At 64.4% G+C, this 15,369-nt stretch carries 15 protein-coding genes; 7 read left to right on the forward strand and 8 right to left on the reverse strand.

Annotated elements, in window-relative coordinates:
- Positions 1-143 precede the first annotated feature (143 nt).
- Both hisI and folE read right to left on the reverse strand, forming a co-directional pair.
- Positions 144-566 carry a phosphoribosyl-AMP cyclohydrolase gene (gene hisI / locus JQ632_RS13985; protein WP_212402918.1) on the reverse strand — a complete coding sequence of 141 codons (423 nt, stop codon included), beginning with the start codon at positions 564-566 and terminating at the stop codon, positions 144-146.
- A gap of 28 nt (positions 567-594) precedes the next feature.
- Positions 595-1,287, reverse strand: a complete 693-nt coding sequence (folE, locus tag JQ632_RS13990; protein ID WP_212402919.1) for a GTP cyclohydrolase I FolE — start codon at positions 1,285-1,287, stop codon at positions 595-597.
- Positions 1,288-1,548: 261 nt separating this feature from the next.
- Between folE and JQ632_RS13995 the strand changes: the two genes are divergently transcribed.
- Positions 1,549-2,004: an iron-sulfur cluster assembly scaffold protein gene (locus JQ632_RS13995; RefSeq protein ID WP_212402920.1), complete on the forward strand. Its 456-nt coding sequence runs from the start codon at positions 1,549-1,551 to the stop codon at positions 2,002-2,004.
- A gap of 114 nt (positions 2,005-2,118) precedes the next feature.
- Here the strand turns inward: JQ632_RS13995 and JQ632_RS14000 are convergent, their stop codons facing one another.
- Positions 2,119-3,042 carry a hypothetical protein gene (locus JQ632_RS14000; RefSeq protein ID WP_212402921.1) on the reverse strand — a complete coding sequence of 308 codons (924 nt, stop codon included), beginning with the start codon at positions 3,040-3,042 and terminating at the stop codon, positions 2,119-2,121.
- 248 nt (positions 3,043-3,290) lie between these two features.
- On the opposite strand from JQ632_RS14000, the gene yidD reads away from it, so the two are divergent.
- From yidD to JQ632_RS14015, 3 genes are all read left to right on the forward strand, one after another.
- Complete coding sequence (gene yidD / locus JQ632_RS14005; protein ID WP_212402922.1) at positions 3,291-3,638, forward strand: membrane protein insertion efficiency factor YidD; 348 nt, start codon at positions 3,291-3,293, stop codon at positions 3,636-3,638.
- Between the two features lie 139 nt (positions 3,639-3,777).
- The gene (locus tag JQ632_RS14010) at positions 3,778-5,082 is read left to right on the forward strand and encodes a M48 family metallopeptidase (protein WP_212402923.1); all 1,305 of its coding nucleotides are present in this window, start codon (positions 3,778-3,780) and stop codon (positions 5,080-5,082) included.
- Between the two features lie 125 nt (positions 5,083-5,207).
- Positions 5,208-5,390 carry a hypothetical protein gene (locus JQ632_RS14015; protein WP_212402924.1) on the forward strand — a complete coding sequence of 61 codons (183 nt, stop codon included), beginning with the start codon at positions 5,208-5,210 and terminating at the stop codon, positions 5,388-5,390.
- Between the two features lie 10 nt (positions 5,391-5,400).
- Here JQ632_RS14015 and JQ632_RS14020 read toward each other — a convergent pair whose 3' ends face one another.
- Together JQ632_RS14020 and JQ632_RS14025 are read right to left on the reverse strand one after the other, a co-directional pair.
- Positions 5,401-6,594 carry a hypothetical protein gene (locus tag JQ632_RS14020; protein ID WP_249151942.1) on the reverse strand — a complete coding sequence of 398 codons (1,194 nt, stop codon included), beginning with the start codon at positions 6,592-6,594 and terminating at the stop codon, positions 5,401-5,403.
- 14 nt (positions 6,595-6,608) lie between these two features.
- Positions 6,609-7,976, reverse strand: coding sequence for an APC family permease (locus tag JQ632_RS14025; RefSeq protein WP_212402926.1), 1,368 nt, complete (start codon positions 7,974-7,976; stop codon positions 6,609-6,611).
- Between the two features lie 327 nt (positions 7,977-8,303).
- Here JQ632_RS14025 and JQ632_RS14030 point away from each other — a divergent pair, with 327 nt between their 5' ends.
- Positions 8,304-9,638 carry an alpha/beta hydrolase gene (locus tag JQ632_RS14030; RefSeq protein WP_212402927.1) on the forward strand — a complete coding sequence of 445 codons (1,335 nt, stop codon included), beginning with the start codon at positions 8,304-8,306 and terminating at the stop codon, positions 9,636-9,638.
- A gap of 153 nt (positions 9,639-9,791) precedes the next feature.
- Positions 9,792-10,118 (forward strand): GrlR family regulatory protein, encoded by a 327-nt coding sequence (locus JQ632_RS14035; RefSeq protein WP_212402928.1) that lies wholly within the window; start codon positions 9,792-9,794, stop codon positions 10,116-10,118.
- A 42-nt stretch (positions 10,119-10,160) separates the two neighbouring features.
- On the opposite strand, the gene JQ632_RS14040 is transcribed toward JQ632_RS14035, so the two are convergent.
- Together JQ632_RS14040 and JQ632_RS14045 are read right to left on the reverse strand one after the other, a co-directional pair.
- Positions 10,161-10,586 carry a hypothetical protein gene (locus JQ632_RS14040; RefSeq protein WP_212402929.1) on the reverse strand — a complete coding sequence of 142 codons (426 nt, stop codon included), beginning with the start codon at positions 10,584-10,586 and terminating at the stop codon, positions 10,161-10,163.
- Between the two features lie 305 nt (positions 10,587-10,891).
- Complete coding sequence (locus JQ632_RS14045; protein WP_212402930.1) at positions 10,892-12,148, reverse strand: hypothetical protein; 1,257 nt, start codon at positions 12,146-12,148, stop codon at positions 10,892-10,894.
- Positions 12,149-12,375: 227 nt separating this feature from the next.
- Between JQ632_RS14045 and thrS the strand changes: the two genes are divergently transcribed.
- Positions 12,376-14,421 carry a threonine--tRNA ligase gene (gene thrS / locus JQ632_RS14050; RefSeq protein WP_212402931.1) on the forward strand — a complete coding sequence of 682 codons (2,046 nt, stop codon included), beginning with the start codon at positions 12,376-12,378 and terminating at the stop codon, positions 14,419-14,421.
- On the opposite strand, the gene JQ632_RS14055 is transcribed toward thrS, so the two are convergent.
- On the reverse strand, positions 14,418-15,323 hold the full coding sequence (locus tag JQ632_RS14055; protein ID WP_212402932.1) for a hypothetical protein: 906 nt from the start codon (positions 15,321-15,323) through the stop codon (positions 14,418-14,420). The two genes, thrS and JQ632_RS14055, sit on opposite strands and share 4 nt — an antisense overlap.
- Positions 15,324-15,369 lie beyond the last annotated feature (46 nt).

Here is a 15,369-nt window from a genome sequence, read left to right on the forward strand (position 1 = left end):
GCGCTTTGCTAATCCTTCGCCGCCATCAGGCTGGATAGAAGACTTCCACCTCCAAGCTGTCGATCATGCTCGGCACACGCAAAAAAGCCCCGGCCATCGTCCGGGGCTTTTCTCCTATGGCGCTCCGGGGGACGGACCGGACATCACTTCTTGTAGACCTTGTCCGGATCGAACATCCGCTCGGCATCGACGAAGACGAGCTTCGCAATGCCGCCTTCAGGCTCGACCTTGCGATAGAAGCAGGACCTGCGGCCGGTGTGGCAGGCGGCGCCGACCTGCTCGACGCGGATCCAGACCGCGTCCTGGTCGCAATCGGTGCGCATCTCGACGACGCGCTGCGTTTGACCCGAGCTCTCGCCTTTTCGCCACAAGGCGTTACGCGAGCGGCTGAAATACCAGGCCTCGCCGGTCGCAATCGTCTTGCGCAAGGCCTCGTCATTCATGTGAGCGACCATCAGCACATCGCCGGTCGCGGCGTCGGTCGCCACGCAGGTGACGAGACCGGCCGCGTCGAACTTCGGCCGGAAGTCGAGGCCTTCCTCGAGGTCGTGGGAGTGAGCGGACACGAGACCCTCGCTAGATCATTCGCGAGGATCAGCGCAGCGAGCCTCGCACCAAAGACAGGAAGCGGGCCTGCTCCGCCGGGTTGTCGCGGAACATGCCCGTGAAGCGGCTGGTGAACGTGGAGGCGCCATGCTTGGCCACACCGCGCACCGACATGCAGGTATGCTCCGCCTCGATCAGCACGGCGACGCCGCGGGGTTTCAACACCTCGTCGATGGCGGCCGCGATCTGCGCGGTCAGGTGCTCCTGGGTCTGGAGCCGGCGCGCGAAGATGTCGGTCAGGCGCGCGAGCTTCGACAGGCCCACCACCCGCTCGACCGGCGTGTAGGCGATGTGCGCCTTGCCGTAGAACGGCATCATGTGGTGCTCGCATTGCGAGGTGAATTCGATGTCGCGCACCAGCACGAAATCGTCATAGCCGGCGGTCTCGCCAAAGGTGCGGTCAAGCACCTCGGCCGGGCACTGGTGGTAGCCCTGGTAGAGCTCGTCAAAGGCCTCGACGACGCGACGCGGCGTATCCAACAGGCCCTCGCGCTCGGTGTTCTCGCCGATATAGGCGAGCAGCGTCTTCACGGCCTCTTCGGCCTCGGCACGCGCGGGGCGCGGCTGGTCGGCGCGGACGGCGGCGGCGAGGAATTCGGCAGGATCGAGCTCCGCGGGGCGGCTCTCGGGCTGCTTGTCGGCAGGCTTATTGGGGCGGATGGGTTTGATCAGCGCGTCCATGTCAACTCCGTTCGACCGGCCTTTCGGCCGGAGTGTCACCGGCAGACGGGGCGGAATGCCGCCGGACGCCTGATAAAGAATAACCGATCCTGGCGCCGAACGGTCCCTTACCTTAGCGCCATGCGCGTGGTTCTGGACCACCGCTGCTCGCACGGCTGGACTGTTTTTCCGCCAGTTCCGACCCTATATAGGACCGAGGACGGCGGCCGCCAAGGCCGATCAGGCCTAAGAAGCCGCAAGCTGCGCCTCGGACTCCATGACATGCTGAACGACATTTATAACAAGCGGATCATCGAACTGGCCGGGAATATCCCCCGTCTGGGACGGCTTGCCGACCCCGATGCGACCGCAACGGCCCATTCGAAGCTGTGCGGCTCGACCGTGAAGGTCGATCTCAAGATGAGTGGGGACACCGTCACCGACTTCGCCCATGACGTGAAGGCCTGCGCGCTCGGACAAGCCTCCTCATCCATCATGGCAAGTCAGGTCGTCGGCTCGACCGCGAGCGAACTCCGTGAGTTACGCGAAACCGTTCGCAAGATGCTGAAAGAAAACGGCGCCCCGCCGGACGGAAAATGGGCCGAGATCAAATTCCTCGAGCCGGTCCGCGACTACAAGGCGCGCCACGCCTCGACGCTGCTGACCTTCGATGCCGTGGTCGATGCCATCGGCCAGATCGAGGCCAAGGCCAAGCAGCCCGCCGCGGCGCAGGGCTGATTCCCTAGCTCCGTCATTCCGGGGCTCGCATCAGCGAGAACCCGGAATCTCGCGCCACAACTTCTGGATTCCGGGTTCGCGCGGCGCGCGGCCCGGAATGACCGAGTTTGGAAGCTACTTTTGCGGCGCCGTGCTCGGCGTCGCAACGCCGCCGGTCGGCACCAGCGCTTCCGCGGTCTGGGTCGACTTTACCGCCTGCACATCAGGATGCTCGGCACCGAAGCGTTCCTGCGATTTCGGCGCCACGTCGGCCATCGCGGGCGCCGCGAGGCCGGCCATCGCGGGTCCCGCGAGATCCGCATGCGGCAGCACGTCGGCGATGAGATCGGTGGTCACGAGATTGGTGAGCTTCAGCTCGCTGGCCGTGAGCTCATGCAGGTCTTCCCACGGCGGAACGCTGAGCGCGAGCGACAAGAGGTCCCCCGCGCCGCCCATGTCGAAGGTGTATTTCGCGAGCCGGCCGATGTCGCGCTCGACGATCATCAAATCCTGCGCGCTGTAGCTCGCGGCCTTCGCATCGTCGGCACGATCGCCCATCCAGATCTGATGCACCCGGACATGGGCCGCTTCCGGCACGTAGCGCTTCTTGCCTGATAGCAGCAGGAACACGCACATGGATTCGCAATAGGCTTCCGGCGCGATGGTCGGACGCGTCGCCTGCGCGCCGCGATTGCTGACACCCACCGTCGTCAGCAGCCCCAGATTGCGGAACCGCCGGCCGAGCGTGATCGCATCGTTGACCGAACCGCCGCTGGAGTCGAGCACGACGGTCGCCCCGCCGAGCTGGCGCCCGCGCGCAAACTCCTCGAAGTCTCTCGGTGTATCTGATGTGATGATGCCGACCGCGCTGACCCACCCGCGGCAGTTCGGCTCGCAGGCAACCCAGCTGAACTTCATCGGCAGCTTGCGCTCTTCGAGCGTGCCACCGGCGCGAGCGGTCGTTCCGGAGGTTGCGATTGCGCCGGGCAATGCAACGCACAGAGCGGCGGTTCCCACCAACAACCACCTGCGAGGATCGAACGACTTCAGATGTCTCAATCTGGTTCCTTCCCCAAGCCCAAGGTAGCCCAAACAATCCCCGGTTAGCGCCCGATGAGTCCATCATACAGACGTATGATTCTACACATGGACGTCACAAAAATGGTATCCGGGGGAATACAGATCGTCCACAGAGACTTGCTGCACTGCTCCCTCAAAACATGCAAAATATGGCGCGCGCACAACAGCTTGCTGTTCCCTGCGCAGGAACCGCGCAACTCGTCGCCCAGGATTGCCGCACGGCGCATATGAAGCATTCAACCTCTCGAGGTTCCACCGCCCTCGCACTGGTGCTGCAGCTCCCGCGCCGGTTCGGCCGCGCGCTGATCTGGCTCTACCGCCACACGCTGTCGCCGCTGGTCGGCTACAACTGCCGACACCTGCCGACCTGCTCGGTCTATGGCGACGAGGCGATCGCGCGTTTCGGCCTCTGGGCCGGCGGCTGGATGACGCTGGCGCGGCTGTTGCGCTGCAACCCGTTCGGCACGTCCGGGATCGACTACGTGCCCGAAGCCACACCGCAAGGCGCGCGCTGGTACCTGCCGTGGCGCTATGGACGCTGGCGCGGCGTGTACAATCCGTCGCAACCCGGCTGAGCTCCACAACACTTGAAATCAAGACACTTGAAATTCGCCGGTCGCTACTGTTTTCTGATACAACCTTTGATAGTTCAGCTATAACCGAAATATTTCGAACCATCGTTTTTGCCGCCCAGCGTTTCGTCGAGGGCATCAAATGGCTTACGGATCGTCCGGTTCGCAGGATTCACCGTCGTCGGGCGGACTGGTCCTGGCGCTCAAGAACAGAGACTTCGCGATCATCTTCGACTGGTTCGCGAGCTACTTCTTCGGCTTCGCCATCGCCGGTTTCATCGCGCTGTTTCTCGGTACGTTTCCGTCGCGCGGCTGGGACTCGCTGCGCATCGTTGCGCTCAGCATCGTCTTCGCCTGCGCAAGCACCGTCTGCGGATGGCTGCTCGGCCTCCTGTTCGGCATTCCCCGCACCTTGTCGCGCCCGCAAGCCGCGCCCGCTCCGACCCCGCAACCGGGCGCAGCACCAGGTCAGGCGCCGGCGGCGGCCGCGCCGACCAGCCGCGTCAACACCAATCTCGAGGACATCTCCGACTGGCTCACCAAGACGCTGGTCGGCGTCGGCCTGACGCAACTCTACTTCGTGCCTCACTATCTCTGGCAGGCTGCGGAGAAGATCAACAATGCCGGCTTCAGGTGGGACGGGTCCGGCCAGTTGCTGGCGATCGCTCTTTTTCTCTATTTCGCACTGGGCGGATTCTGGCTCGGCTATGTCGGCACCCGCACGATCCTGACCAAGCTCCTGGACACCATCGACGGACCGAGCCCGGCGGTGGTGGAGACCACCTTGCAGGAAGGGCTGAAGATCGACACCAGCGGTCGGATCGTCGGATCGACGAATGCCAGCGTCAAATCGGCGGATGCGGCCTTGCTGGCGGTGCCGATGACCGCGCTCACCACGCCACGTCAGCTTGCGGCCTGGGGCACGGCGAAGGCACGGCACAACGATCTCGAATCCGCGACTGTAGCGCTTCAGGAAGCCAATCGGGTCGATCCCTCCGATCCGGTTGCCAAGCAGGCACTGGCCACGGTCTATGTCGCGCAAATGCGTACGGCCCAAGCCGACGAACTTCTCCCGGACGACCAGATCAGCGATGTGGCGCTGTTTCTCGCCCTCTACGAGGATCCTCCCGAAGGCTTCAGAAAGGCGATCCGGATCGGCCAGCGCCTCGCGCAACAGCCCAGCGCAGCGACCAATGGCAATCTCCATGTGTGGCTCGCTTGCGCGTATGGGCAACAGCACGCCTATGAGCAAGCGCATCAGAATCCGACGCTGGCCGACGAGGCCCGCAAGAACGTCGTCCAGGAGGTCGAGGCTGCGCTCAAGGTCGATCCGGCGGCAAAGGCGCTGCTCTACTCGCTGTGGCAGCCCGCGCCGAATTCTCAGGAGAACGATCTGGCGAGCATTTCCAATGGCGATCCGGATCTATTGCGGCTTCTGGCTCCCTAGCGCGTCGGCTTGCTGCGGTGCCATGAAGCGCTCTTCGTGCGACGCGTGATCTACTCGCGGTGCGTGGGGAACCGCAGGACGGGCAGTCGCGTTGACATGTTGCTTCCCTCCGGGAGGAAACAACAATGCGCTGGAAAATCAGCCGCGATCATGACCCTCGGCATCACGACCCAAGGCAAATCGACCTGTTCGCCATCATCGCCCTACTCATTCTCGTTGCCGCATCGATCTGGTATCTCGCCGCCAGCTTCACCGCGACGCCGAGCACGACCGCTTTCATCGTGCCGAGCCAGAACGTGCGTTGGTGATTTGCGATAGTCAGCGGAACCAGAACGAGCGATCCAGCGGCGTGATCGGCGCGGGCGGGCGCGGCTTCTTCGGACGCGGTTTGGGCGGTGGCTCGGCCGACGAGGTCGTTTCCGCAGGCGCCGCCTCACTGCCCGGCACCTTCACCGACAGCAGCAGATTCGATTCGTGGGTGCGCCAGCGATAGCCGATGCCGAAGTCGATCGGCTGCGCGCGCGTGAACAACTGCGCGTAGGAGTCCTGGTAGCGGCCCGGGAATTCCGCGATCGGTCCGAGATAGCGGCCGAACGGGAAGAAGCGCCATTGCCGCGCATTGTAGTTTCCAAGCGGAATTCCGGAATCGTCCTGGATGATGGTCGCGCTGTTGGCGAGCAGCCAGTCGCGCGCCACGGTGAAATTGCCGGAATGCAACAGATAGGACGCGCTCTTGATCAGGCTGTTGCCGGGTCCGAGCGTCTCGCAGAACTTCAGGAAGCCGGCCGCGCGCGCCCCGGAATTGGAGAGGTCGGTCGAGAAATAATACAGCGTTCGCGCCTGGCCGTCGCTGCCGGCGAAGCTGATGCGCACCCCGCGCGTGGCGTTCGGTCCCGCATTCTCGCCGGCCGCGCGCACACCGCCCTTGTCGTCCAGCGAGATGAATTCGACGCTCTTGATGGTCTTGCCGGAGCGCGCGAGGAAGACATAGAGGATCGGCAAGGTGCCGTTGACCTGGTTGCTGTGCAGGTCGACCTTCATCTGCTTGGTGATGAAGAAGGAGAAGCTCAGGATCGAGCCGAGCGAGCGCTCGACATTGTAGAGCGCAGCCCCGACCGAGCCGCGCGGCAATTTCGTCAGGTCGGGCACCGCGCCGACCGGCTCCAGCGCGCCGAGCACATAGGTGTTCGCCTTGGAATAGAAGGCGTCGGCGTAGAGGAAGTCCGGGCCGCTGAAGAGATAGAACATGGTCGGCCGGGGTGCGGCCAGATTGACGTCGGACCAGGCGCGGATCTTCGACAATTGCCGCTGCTCGAGCTGGGCAAAGGCGCCGTCGAAGAATTTTGCGTGGCGTTGCCAGGACGGATCCCTGGTGAGCGCCGTCAAAGGCGAGTCCGCCGAGGTCTGCATGCCGGCGAGGAAGCGCGCGGTGTCGTCGAGGGTGACGTCGGCGGCGCGCGCGGCCCCCGCGACCGCGATCAGCAAGGTGTAGGCGACGGCCGCAATTTTCATGGGTCGAAACATCTCTAAGCGCGATTCTCTGAGGCTGTGGCGGCGTCCGGCCGCTTGCGGAAAATGGCGTAAATCAACAGGCCGGAGAGCATGATCAGCATGCTCGACAGCGACTGACCCGGCCGCTCGGTGAGCAGATAGTACATCATGAACGCGGTCACGAGCAGGAAAACCAGCGGCGTGACCGGGTATCCCCATGCGCGATAAGGGCGCGGCAGGTCGGGCGCGGTGATGCGCAGCTTGATCACCCCGAGCACGGTGAAGAACGAGCAGAACAGCAGCGAGAACTGGATGAATTCCAGCACCGCCTCGAAGCTGCGGGTGAACAGCAGGACATTGGCGACCGCGAGCTGAAGCAGGATGGCGTAGGCCGGCGCCCCGCTCCTCGACTTGCGCGAGAACACGCGCAGCGCCGGGATGTCCTCCCCCATCGTCATCATCACACGCGGGCCGATCCACATCATCGCGCTGATCGAGGAGATCAGACCGATGCAGATCATCGCGCCGACGATGCGGCCGCCGAGCCCGCCGAAGATCGCAGTGCCGGCGACGCTGGCGACGTCGAGCTGGCCCGCGAGCTTTGCGACCGGCGTGGCGTAAAGGAACACCGCGTTCAGCGCGACATAGAGCACCATGACGATCAGCGTGCCCGCAAGCAGCGCGCGCGGCAGGCTCTGCTGCGGCGTCTTCATCTCGCCGATGATGTAGGTCGCCGCGTTCCAGCCCGAGAAGGAGTACATCACGAAGACGAGCCCGATCGCGAAGGGCGCGCTGGTGATGTGGCCGAAGTCGCCCTGCACGGGTAAGAAGTTGATCGGCTGCCGTTCGCCGATGATGAAGCCCGCGACCAGGAAGGCGACGATGAGGACGACCTTCAAAATGGTCGCGACGAGCTGGAAGGTCGAAGAGTGCTTCACGCCGGTCAGTTGCACGATCGAGACCAGCCAGACCACGCCGATGGCGAGCGGGATCGGCGGCAGCTCGGGAAACACCGATTTGGCATATTCGCCAAAAGCCATCGCGGCGAGCGCGACGGGGGCGGCGAATCCGACCGTCGCCGAGACCCAGCCGGCAAGAAAGCCGAAGGCAGGGTGATAGGCGCGGCTGAGGAAATTGTACTCCCCGCTCGAGCGCGGGAACATCGCCCCGAGCTCGCTATAGGCGAACACGCCGCACAGCGCGACGATGCCGCCGACGGTCCACAACAGCAGGATCGAGAAGCCGGAAGGGATGTCCTTGACCTGAAAGCCGAGACTCGTGAACACGCCGACACCGATCATGTCGGCCACGACGATCGCCGTCGCCACGAGGACGGAAACACCGGACCCGCTTCCGAGATGCCGGCCAGGCCACGCCGCGCTTCCCGCCTCTGATGCCGTCATCGGGTCCCCAAGCTGAGGCGTGCTCGCCTCTCCAAGCATCGTGCAGATTGAGACAGTCAATTCAAGCAGGGTTAACAAGGGTTAAATGAGGCAACCAAAAACGGTATTTTGGCACCTCTTATGGACGTCCGCAGGCAATTAACCGGGCTTCGCGCGGCGAAACCGGACCCCCACTCCCACAATCGCGACACGATTGCGTGGTCTTTTCACGTATTCCGGATGTGGGGAGTTTCTCCGGAAGCTTAACGTCGCCTAAACGCCAGTCGGCTCAATTAGATCAATATCGCCGCTGGACTTTGGGTTCACGGACTTGGGGTTACTGGGTGGATGGTCGGGGCAGTTCCGAGAGCTGAAGCAGACACGCGCGCTGACCGGACGATATCGTCCGGCGCGCGCGGTCGTGCGCGTCGGATAGGCATCGTCTGCGCTTTTGTGCCCCTGTCCCTGGCACTGGTTCAATGCGGCAAGGCGCCCAACCCGGCAGCGCTCGCCGCCAACTCGCAGGCCAATACGCAAGTCGTCGCCAAGACCAGCTCGAATGCCAGTCCGCAGCAGGTCGCCAGCGGCGACACGTTCAACGACCGCTTCCCGGCTCCGCAGTTCAAGGAGAGGTTCCCCTCCGCGAGCGAAAGCTTCCTCCAGCGCCAGATGTCGGATTTCTCGCCAAAGCGCGCGGTGCAGCAGCCGGAGCCGGCGCCCTACAAGGTCGCTTCGCTCGAGCCCCAAATCCCCTACAAGCGCCCGGCACGCGAAGACCTGACGACGCTCATCAGCATGAAGTCGTCGGCCTTCCCCTATTACGGCAACAACCCCGCCTCCGAGGCGCCCTTCCTCAACATCTCCAAGGGCGAGCGCCGCGGCCACCGCAGCTATTCGGGGCGCGTCTACTGGCAGGACGAGACCTACAGCGACAGCCGCGTGATGATGCACGTCCCCGAACATTTCGACGCGCGCAAGCCCGGCGTGATCGTGGTGTTCTTCCACGGCAATGGCGCCACGCTCGAGCGCGACGTGCGCGACCGGCAATTGGTGCCGCAGCAGATCACCGACTCCGGCGCCAATGCCGTGCTGCTCGCCCCGCAAATGGCGGTCAATGCCGCCGATTCCAGCGCCGGCAAATTCTGGCAACCCGGCGGCTTCAAGCGCTTCTTGGCTGAGTCGACCGAGCATCTCGCCCGTCTCTACGGCGATCCGAACAGCGCGCGGGCCTTCGCCAACATGCCGATCGTCATCGTCGGCTACAGCGGCGGCTTCCTGCCGACGGCCTGGAGCCTCGAGGTCGGCGGTATCAGCGACCGCGTGCGCGGCGTGGTGCTGCTCGACGCCGTCTATGGCGAGCTCGACAAGTTCGCCTCCTGGATCGAAAACCACCGCTCCAGCTTCTTCGTCAGCTCCTATACGCGCTATACGGCGCGGCGCGATCGCGAGCTGATGAGCATGCTGAGACAGAAGGGCATCGGCGTGTCCGAGGACATGGACGGCCCGCTTCGCCCCGGCAGCGTCGTGTTCGTCGAGACCGCCAACGGCATCACCCATCGCGACTACGTCACCCGCGCCTGGACGCAAAACCCGCTCAAGGACGTGCTGGTCAAGATGGCGGCAACGCCGTCGCTGGCGCTGACCCGCGTGGCGGCGAGCAGTTCAGCCTCGTCGAGCCGCTAGGATCTGCAAGGCAGGCATCCGCCTGCGCGGCCTTCTGATCGCTCATCCGATGATCAAATTGTGATGTTGACGAACGCCCCTACGGGGACGACACGGGTTTGTTTCCCACGACAACACCCCTAACCTATCGTCGGGATTCTGCGGGGACAGCATTTGCGCGAGGGACTCTACAAGGTCGACTTCCACACCGTGCACGGCACCGGTTGCGGCGTGGTCTATGTGACCAGCGGCAAGATGCGCGGCGGTAACTCCGCCTTCGCCTTCAGCGGCACCTATACGGGTGAAGGCGACCGCATCAAGGTCAAGATCTCGACCGAGCGCTACAATGCCGACCCGGCCTTCCGGCCGCTGTTCGGGACCGATCGGATCACGCTCATGCTGAGCGGCCGGCAAGACGGCGACATGGTGGAATTCGAGGGCACCGCCCTGCAGTTGCCCGGCATCGCCTTCAGGGCCGTGCTGGCCCGGCTCGGCGATTAGCCAAGGCGGGCCCTCCTCCCGGTCGGGTGCTTGTCAGTCTTGTCAGTTCCTGGGCAGCTTCGGGATGCTCTCGGCAAAGCCGTTGAAGCAGGCCAGCCGCTCGTCCTCTTCCTTGAAGAAACGGCAATCGGCCACGCCCTTGGCCTTCGCCGGCTTCGGCTTCGGCGCCGGCGGAATGACCGCGTCGTAGCAGTTGAGCCGGTCCTTGGTGCCGTCATCGAGATCGAGACAGCCTTGCAGCCGGACCGCCGTGGATTGCGGCTTGCCCTTCGTTCCGGCGGCCTTTGGCGCTGCCGGCGCGGCAGGTGCAGCCGCGTCTGGCGTTGCAGCCTGTTTCTGTGCCGCCGCCTTGGTCCCCTTCGGCTTGACCTGCACCAGCGGCTTGTCCCCCACCATCGGCGGCTTGTCGGTTTGCGCAAGCGCCGTTCCCGCATAGAGCACCGCGACAAGCGCCAGAATCATCCTCATCTCAGTCAACTCTCGTTGGTCCCACCTGTCGCGTTCTAGCCCTGTCCTGCGCGGTTTGCCAAGCGCCGACAGCGGGAAAAGCCGCTTCCCCGGGGGCAAACCTGGACGGCCGCCCGCGGCCTGGTCAGGACCACGATGGCGAGCGCCGCCGCAACAAAGGCGGCCGCCACGAAGCCGGACGCATAGGCGTCCGCGTTGCAGGCTGAAAGGCCATACCGACCTATCTCGCACTCTTGTTTCGCACTCTTGGGCTTTCGCGCTGTCCGCGCGCAAGCCAACGTCCTCCCTGTTGCCGGACGCGGCATTCATCGTGACGGCGTCGCATCCACCGTTGGAGACTGAGCCGCGGGAGCCGTTGGAGGCGCCACCGGCATGGCCGCAACCGGTGCTGCTGGGCACGTTGCCAACATCTGCGTCCATGCCGACTCAAGGCCGGTCGTATCGATGTCGAAGGTCGACAGACTGGTCTGGCCGTCGGCCGCCGGCGTACTCTCTCCCATGAACAGCCGGGGAGTTGCCAGCATCGCCTTGATGGTGTCCGGCGCCACCGTGTCGCTCCAGACCTCGAACTTCCCGACGCGCGCCGGGTATCTCCCGAAAGCCACCGATTTTCCCGGCTCCGCCATCATGACGATCGTGCTCTTGCCGGTCGCGCCCACGTCGGATTCCCGTGAGAACAACAGCCGCGCGCGATTCTTGTTCTCGCAGAACAGCCGCCACTCCATGATCCGGAACGAGGCGCCGTCGTCCTTCCTTGCGAACACAACTTTGCGAGCATAAGGCCGCGCGGCCTTCTCCAGCGTCCACAAGGTCTCCGGCTGGGCACGCGTATCGATGCCGAAGCGGTAAAGCTCCGGACGCGTGAGCACGTGGATGCTTTCGAATTTCACCGTCTTGATGAGATCGGTCAATTCGCCCTTGATTCCCATCGCAGCGATGAAGGCCGCCCGTTCCCGATCGGCCATCGCGAGGCGTTGCTGCCTCAGTTCGGCAACCACCTGCGGCGGCGGATCGCCGCGGATGAGCAAGGTGAGCCTGGAGTTGTGAACCGCAATCGCGGCGTCGGGCGCAACCTCGCGCGTCGTCGCGCCGAGGAACAGATAGCCGCAGGCCGAGTTGCACATCGCCTTGCGGGTGGTGAGCTCGGCCTCGACCTCCCCACCCGCGTTCTTGATCTTCAGGCAAGCGTCGTCGATCTGCGTCCCGGAAGCACATGCGGTGACGATGGTCCGTCCCACGCGGGCGATAGCCTTGCGGCTGCGTAGCAGCCGTCCGATCGCGAAGGACTGGTCCACGGCCCCGCCCGGCGAGTGGAAATAGATCGGTCGCTGCGTATCCTTGACGCCGGCAAGGAACCGACGGATTCGTGCGGCTGCCCCCTGATCGACCGTCCCCTCGACGGCGATCCAGCGATCGCAACCCTGTCCGCACGAATTCGCCGGCCCCTTGGCAAGGTAGATGACCAGCTTCGACGGAAATCCCGCTTTCTCCGCCGGGGTCCGCGCCCGCAGCTCACCGGCAATCAACAGCAGGGTCGCAAGAACCAGGAGCCGAACCATCATGATGCACGAAAGCAGCGGTCGAACCACAGAGACGTGAGAGCACGACAACGTTAGACAATGAAAATCAAGGCCGCAACCCATGGTGGCATGGCGGCGCTCGCCTCGGCGAACCGCTCCGGCCCCGATTTTCCCAAGATTTGCCCGATTGCATCGCCCGAATCGCCTGCTATACCGCTCGCTCCCGCTTACCTGCGCCCGTTCGCAGGAGTGAGCTTCAGGAGAAATGCATGTCCGACGAACACAAGTCCGAATCCGGCTTCCAGTACAGCCTCAGCAATTTGAAACCCGTGACCGCGCCCGCCAAGGTTACCCTCACCTTCCCCGACGGCGCCAAGCGCCAATTCGACAAGAGCATCACCGGCCTCGATATCGCCAAGGGCATCTCGCCGTCGTTGGCCAAGCGCACGGTCGCGATGGCGCTGGACGGAGAACTCGCCGACCTCAACGATCCGATCGAGGCGGACGCGAAGATCGAGCTGATCGGCCGCGAGGATCCGCGCGCGCTCGAATTGATCCGCCATGACTGCGCCCACGTGCTGGCGGAGGCCGTGCAGGCGCTGTGGCCGGGCACCCAGGTCACCATCGGCCCCGTGATCGAGAACGGCTTCTACTACGACTTCTTCCGCAACGAGCCGTTCACCCCGGAAGATTTTGCCGCGATCGAGAAGAAGATGCGCGAGATCGTCGCGCGCGACAAACCCTTCACCAAAGAGGTCTGGGATCGCGAGAAGACCAAGCAGGTGTTCCGCGACAAGGGCGAGGCCTTCAAGGTCGAGCTGGTCGACGCCATTCCCGGCAACGAGCCGATCAAGATCTACTTCCAGGGCGACTGGTTCGATCTGTGCCGCGGCCCGCACATGACCTCGACCGGCAAGATCGGAAACGCCTTCAAGCTGATGAAGGTGGCCGGCGCCTATTGGCGCGGCGACAGCAACAACCCGATGCTGACCCGCATCTACGGCACCGCCTTTGCCAAGCAGGAAGACCTCGACGCTTATCTGAAGCAGATCGAGGAAGCCGAGAAGCGCGACCATCGCAAGCTCGGGCGCGAGCTCGACCTCTTCCACTTCCAGGAGGAAGGTCCGGGCGTCGTGTTCTGGCACGCCAAGGGTTGGACCATCTTCCAGCAGCTCATCGCCTATATGCGGCGACGTCTGACCGGCGACTACAGCGAGGTCAACGCCCCGCAGATCCTCGACAAGGTGCTGTGGGAGACTTCGGGCCATTGGGGCTGGTATCGCGAAAACATGTTCGCGGCGCAGTCCGCCGGCGACGAGGCCGAGGACAAGCGCTGGTTTGCGCTGAAGCCGATGAACTGTCCCGGCCACGTGCAGATCTTCAAGCACGGCCTGAAGAGCTACCGCGACCTGCCCCTGCGCCTCGCCGAGTTCGGTGTGGTGCATCGCTACGAGCCCTCCGGCGCGATGCACGGGTTGATGCGCGTGCGCGGCTTCACGCAGGATGACGCCCATGTCTTCTGCACCGAGGAACAGCTTGCCGACGAGTGCCTCAAGATCAACGATCTGATCCTGTCGACCTATGCGGATTTCGGCTTCACCGGCGACCTGACGGTGAAACTGTCGACCCGACCGGACAAGCGCGTCGGCACCGACGACATGTGGGATCATGCCGAGCGCGTGATGGCCACCGTGCTGCGCGAGATCCAGTCGCAGAACAATCACATCAAGACCGAGATCAACCCGGGCGAAGGCGCCTTCTACGGGCCGAAGTTCGAGTACGTGCTGCGCGACGCCATCGGCCGCGACTGGCAGTGCGGCACCACGCAGGTCGACTTCAACCTGCCGGAGCGGTTCGGCGCTTTCTACATCGACCATGACGGCGGCAAGAAGCCGCCGGTGATGGTCCACCGCGCGATCTGCGGCTCGATGGAGCGCTATATCGGCATCCTGATCGAGCACTATGCCGGCAACTTCCCGCTCTGGCTCGCGCCGGTGCAGGTGGTGGTCACGACCATCACCTCGGAGGCCGACGAATATGCCAAGCAGGTCGCCGCGCAAGCGCGCAAGGCCGGCCTGCGCGTCGACATCGACCTGCGCAACGAGAAGATCAACTACAAGGTCCGCGAGCACTCGCTGGCCAAGATCCCCGCGTTGCTCGTGGTCGGCAAGAAGGAAGCCGAGACGCATTCGGTGTCTGTCCGCCGTCTCGGCAGCGACGGCCAGAAGGTGATGCCGACGACCGAGGCGCTCGCCGCCCTGCTCGACGAGGCGACGCCGCCGGACGTGAAGCGGGTGCGCGGGGCAGCGGCCTAACCGGCCGTTGCAGTCTGCACCGACAGCTTGGCGCTTTTCACATAAGCGCCGAGCGCCTCCTTGGCGCAGTGCGCGAGATACAGGAACATGGTCGCGAGCATCTGCTCCAGCGCATCGCGACCGCGCGGCAACAGCGTGACTTCGTTGTTTGCGGCTCCGCTGCGCAGGAGCAAGCCTGTCTGCTCGGCGTCCCGCAGCAGCGACAGGACGTGCTTGCGCGAAACGGAAAAATTGGTCGCCAGCGCGTTGATCGAGAGCTGCACCGGTCCTGCCGGAGGAAATGCCTCACCCTCGCTCCCCGACAGCGCCAGGCTGAACAGGATCACGACGCCGGCGTTGCGCTCGGCAAACGGCTCCAGCTCCGGCGCATTGTCGAGAACACGAAGGCCCGCGACGAACCGCCGGCCGAGCGCCGTGGCGAAGGCTCTTACAAACGCAGGATCGCCCAAGGCGACGAGATAGTCCGCGGCTTCGAGAAAGATGCCGCGCATCGCCTCGAACTGCCGAGCCCAGCGCGCGCGGTGCAAGGCGAGCAGCTTTTCCGTCGGCGCAAGCAGACGCTTTCGGCGATCGGGATTGGGCGCAGCCATCAGCAGACCGCCGGCGCGCATCAGGGCGAGCAGCGCCTCGCAGCGGCCGCGGCTGCACAAGCGGAGCTCGACGCAGAGATCCTTCATGGCACCGACGGTCAGGCCGGACTCCGCGCCTCCGAAATGCAGATAGAGCGCGACATGGGTGAACAGCGCCCGCGCGCGGTCGCTCAGGAGCAGGTTGAGGAGCCTGTTGGTCCGGTAGATCGCGACCGCCCCCTCCGCAGAGGACCGCATCGCGCGCGAAAATTGGGGATGGCGGCGCAGCGCGGCGACGGCATCTGAAGACGGGGTAAGCTGCGGGTCGGACATTCCAGGGACGAGCCGGAGAGGTGTGCCTCTCCGTTGGCACGGCCCT

The organism is Bradyrhizobium liaoningense, from assembly GCF_018130955.1.
Taxonomy (GTDB): Bacteria; Pseudomonadota; Alphaproteobacteria; order Rhizobiales; family Xanthobacteraceae; genus Bradyrhizobium; species Bradyrhizobium liaoningense_C.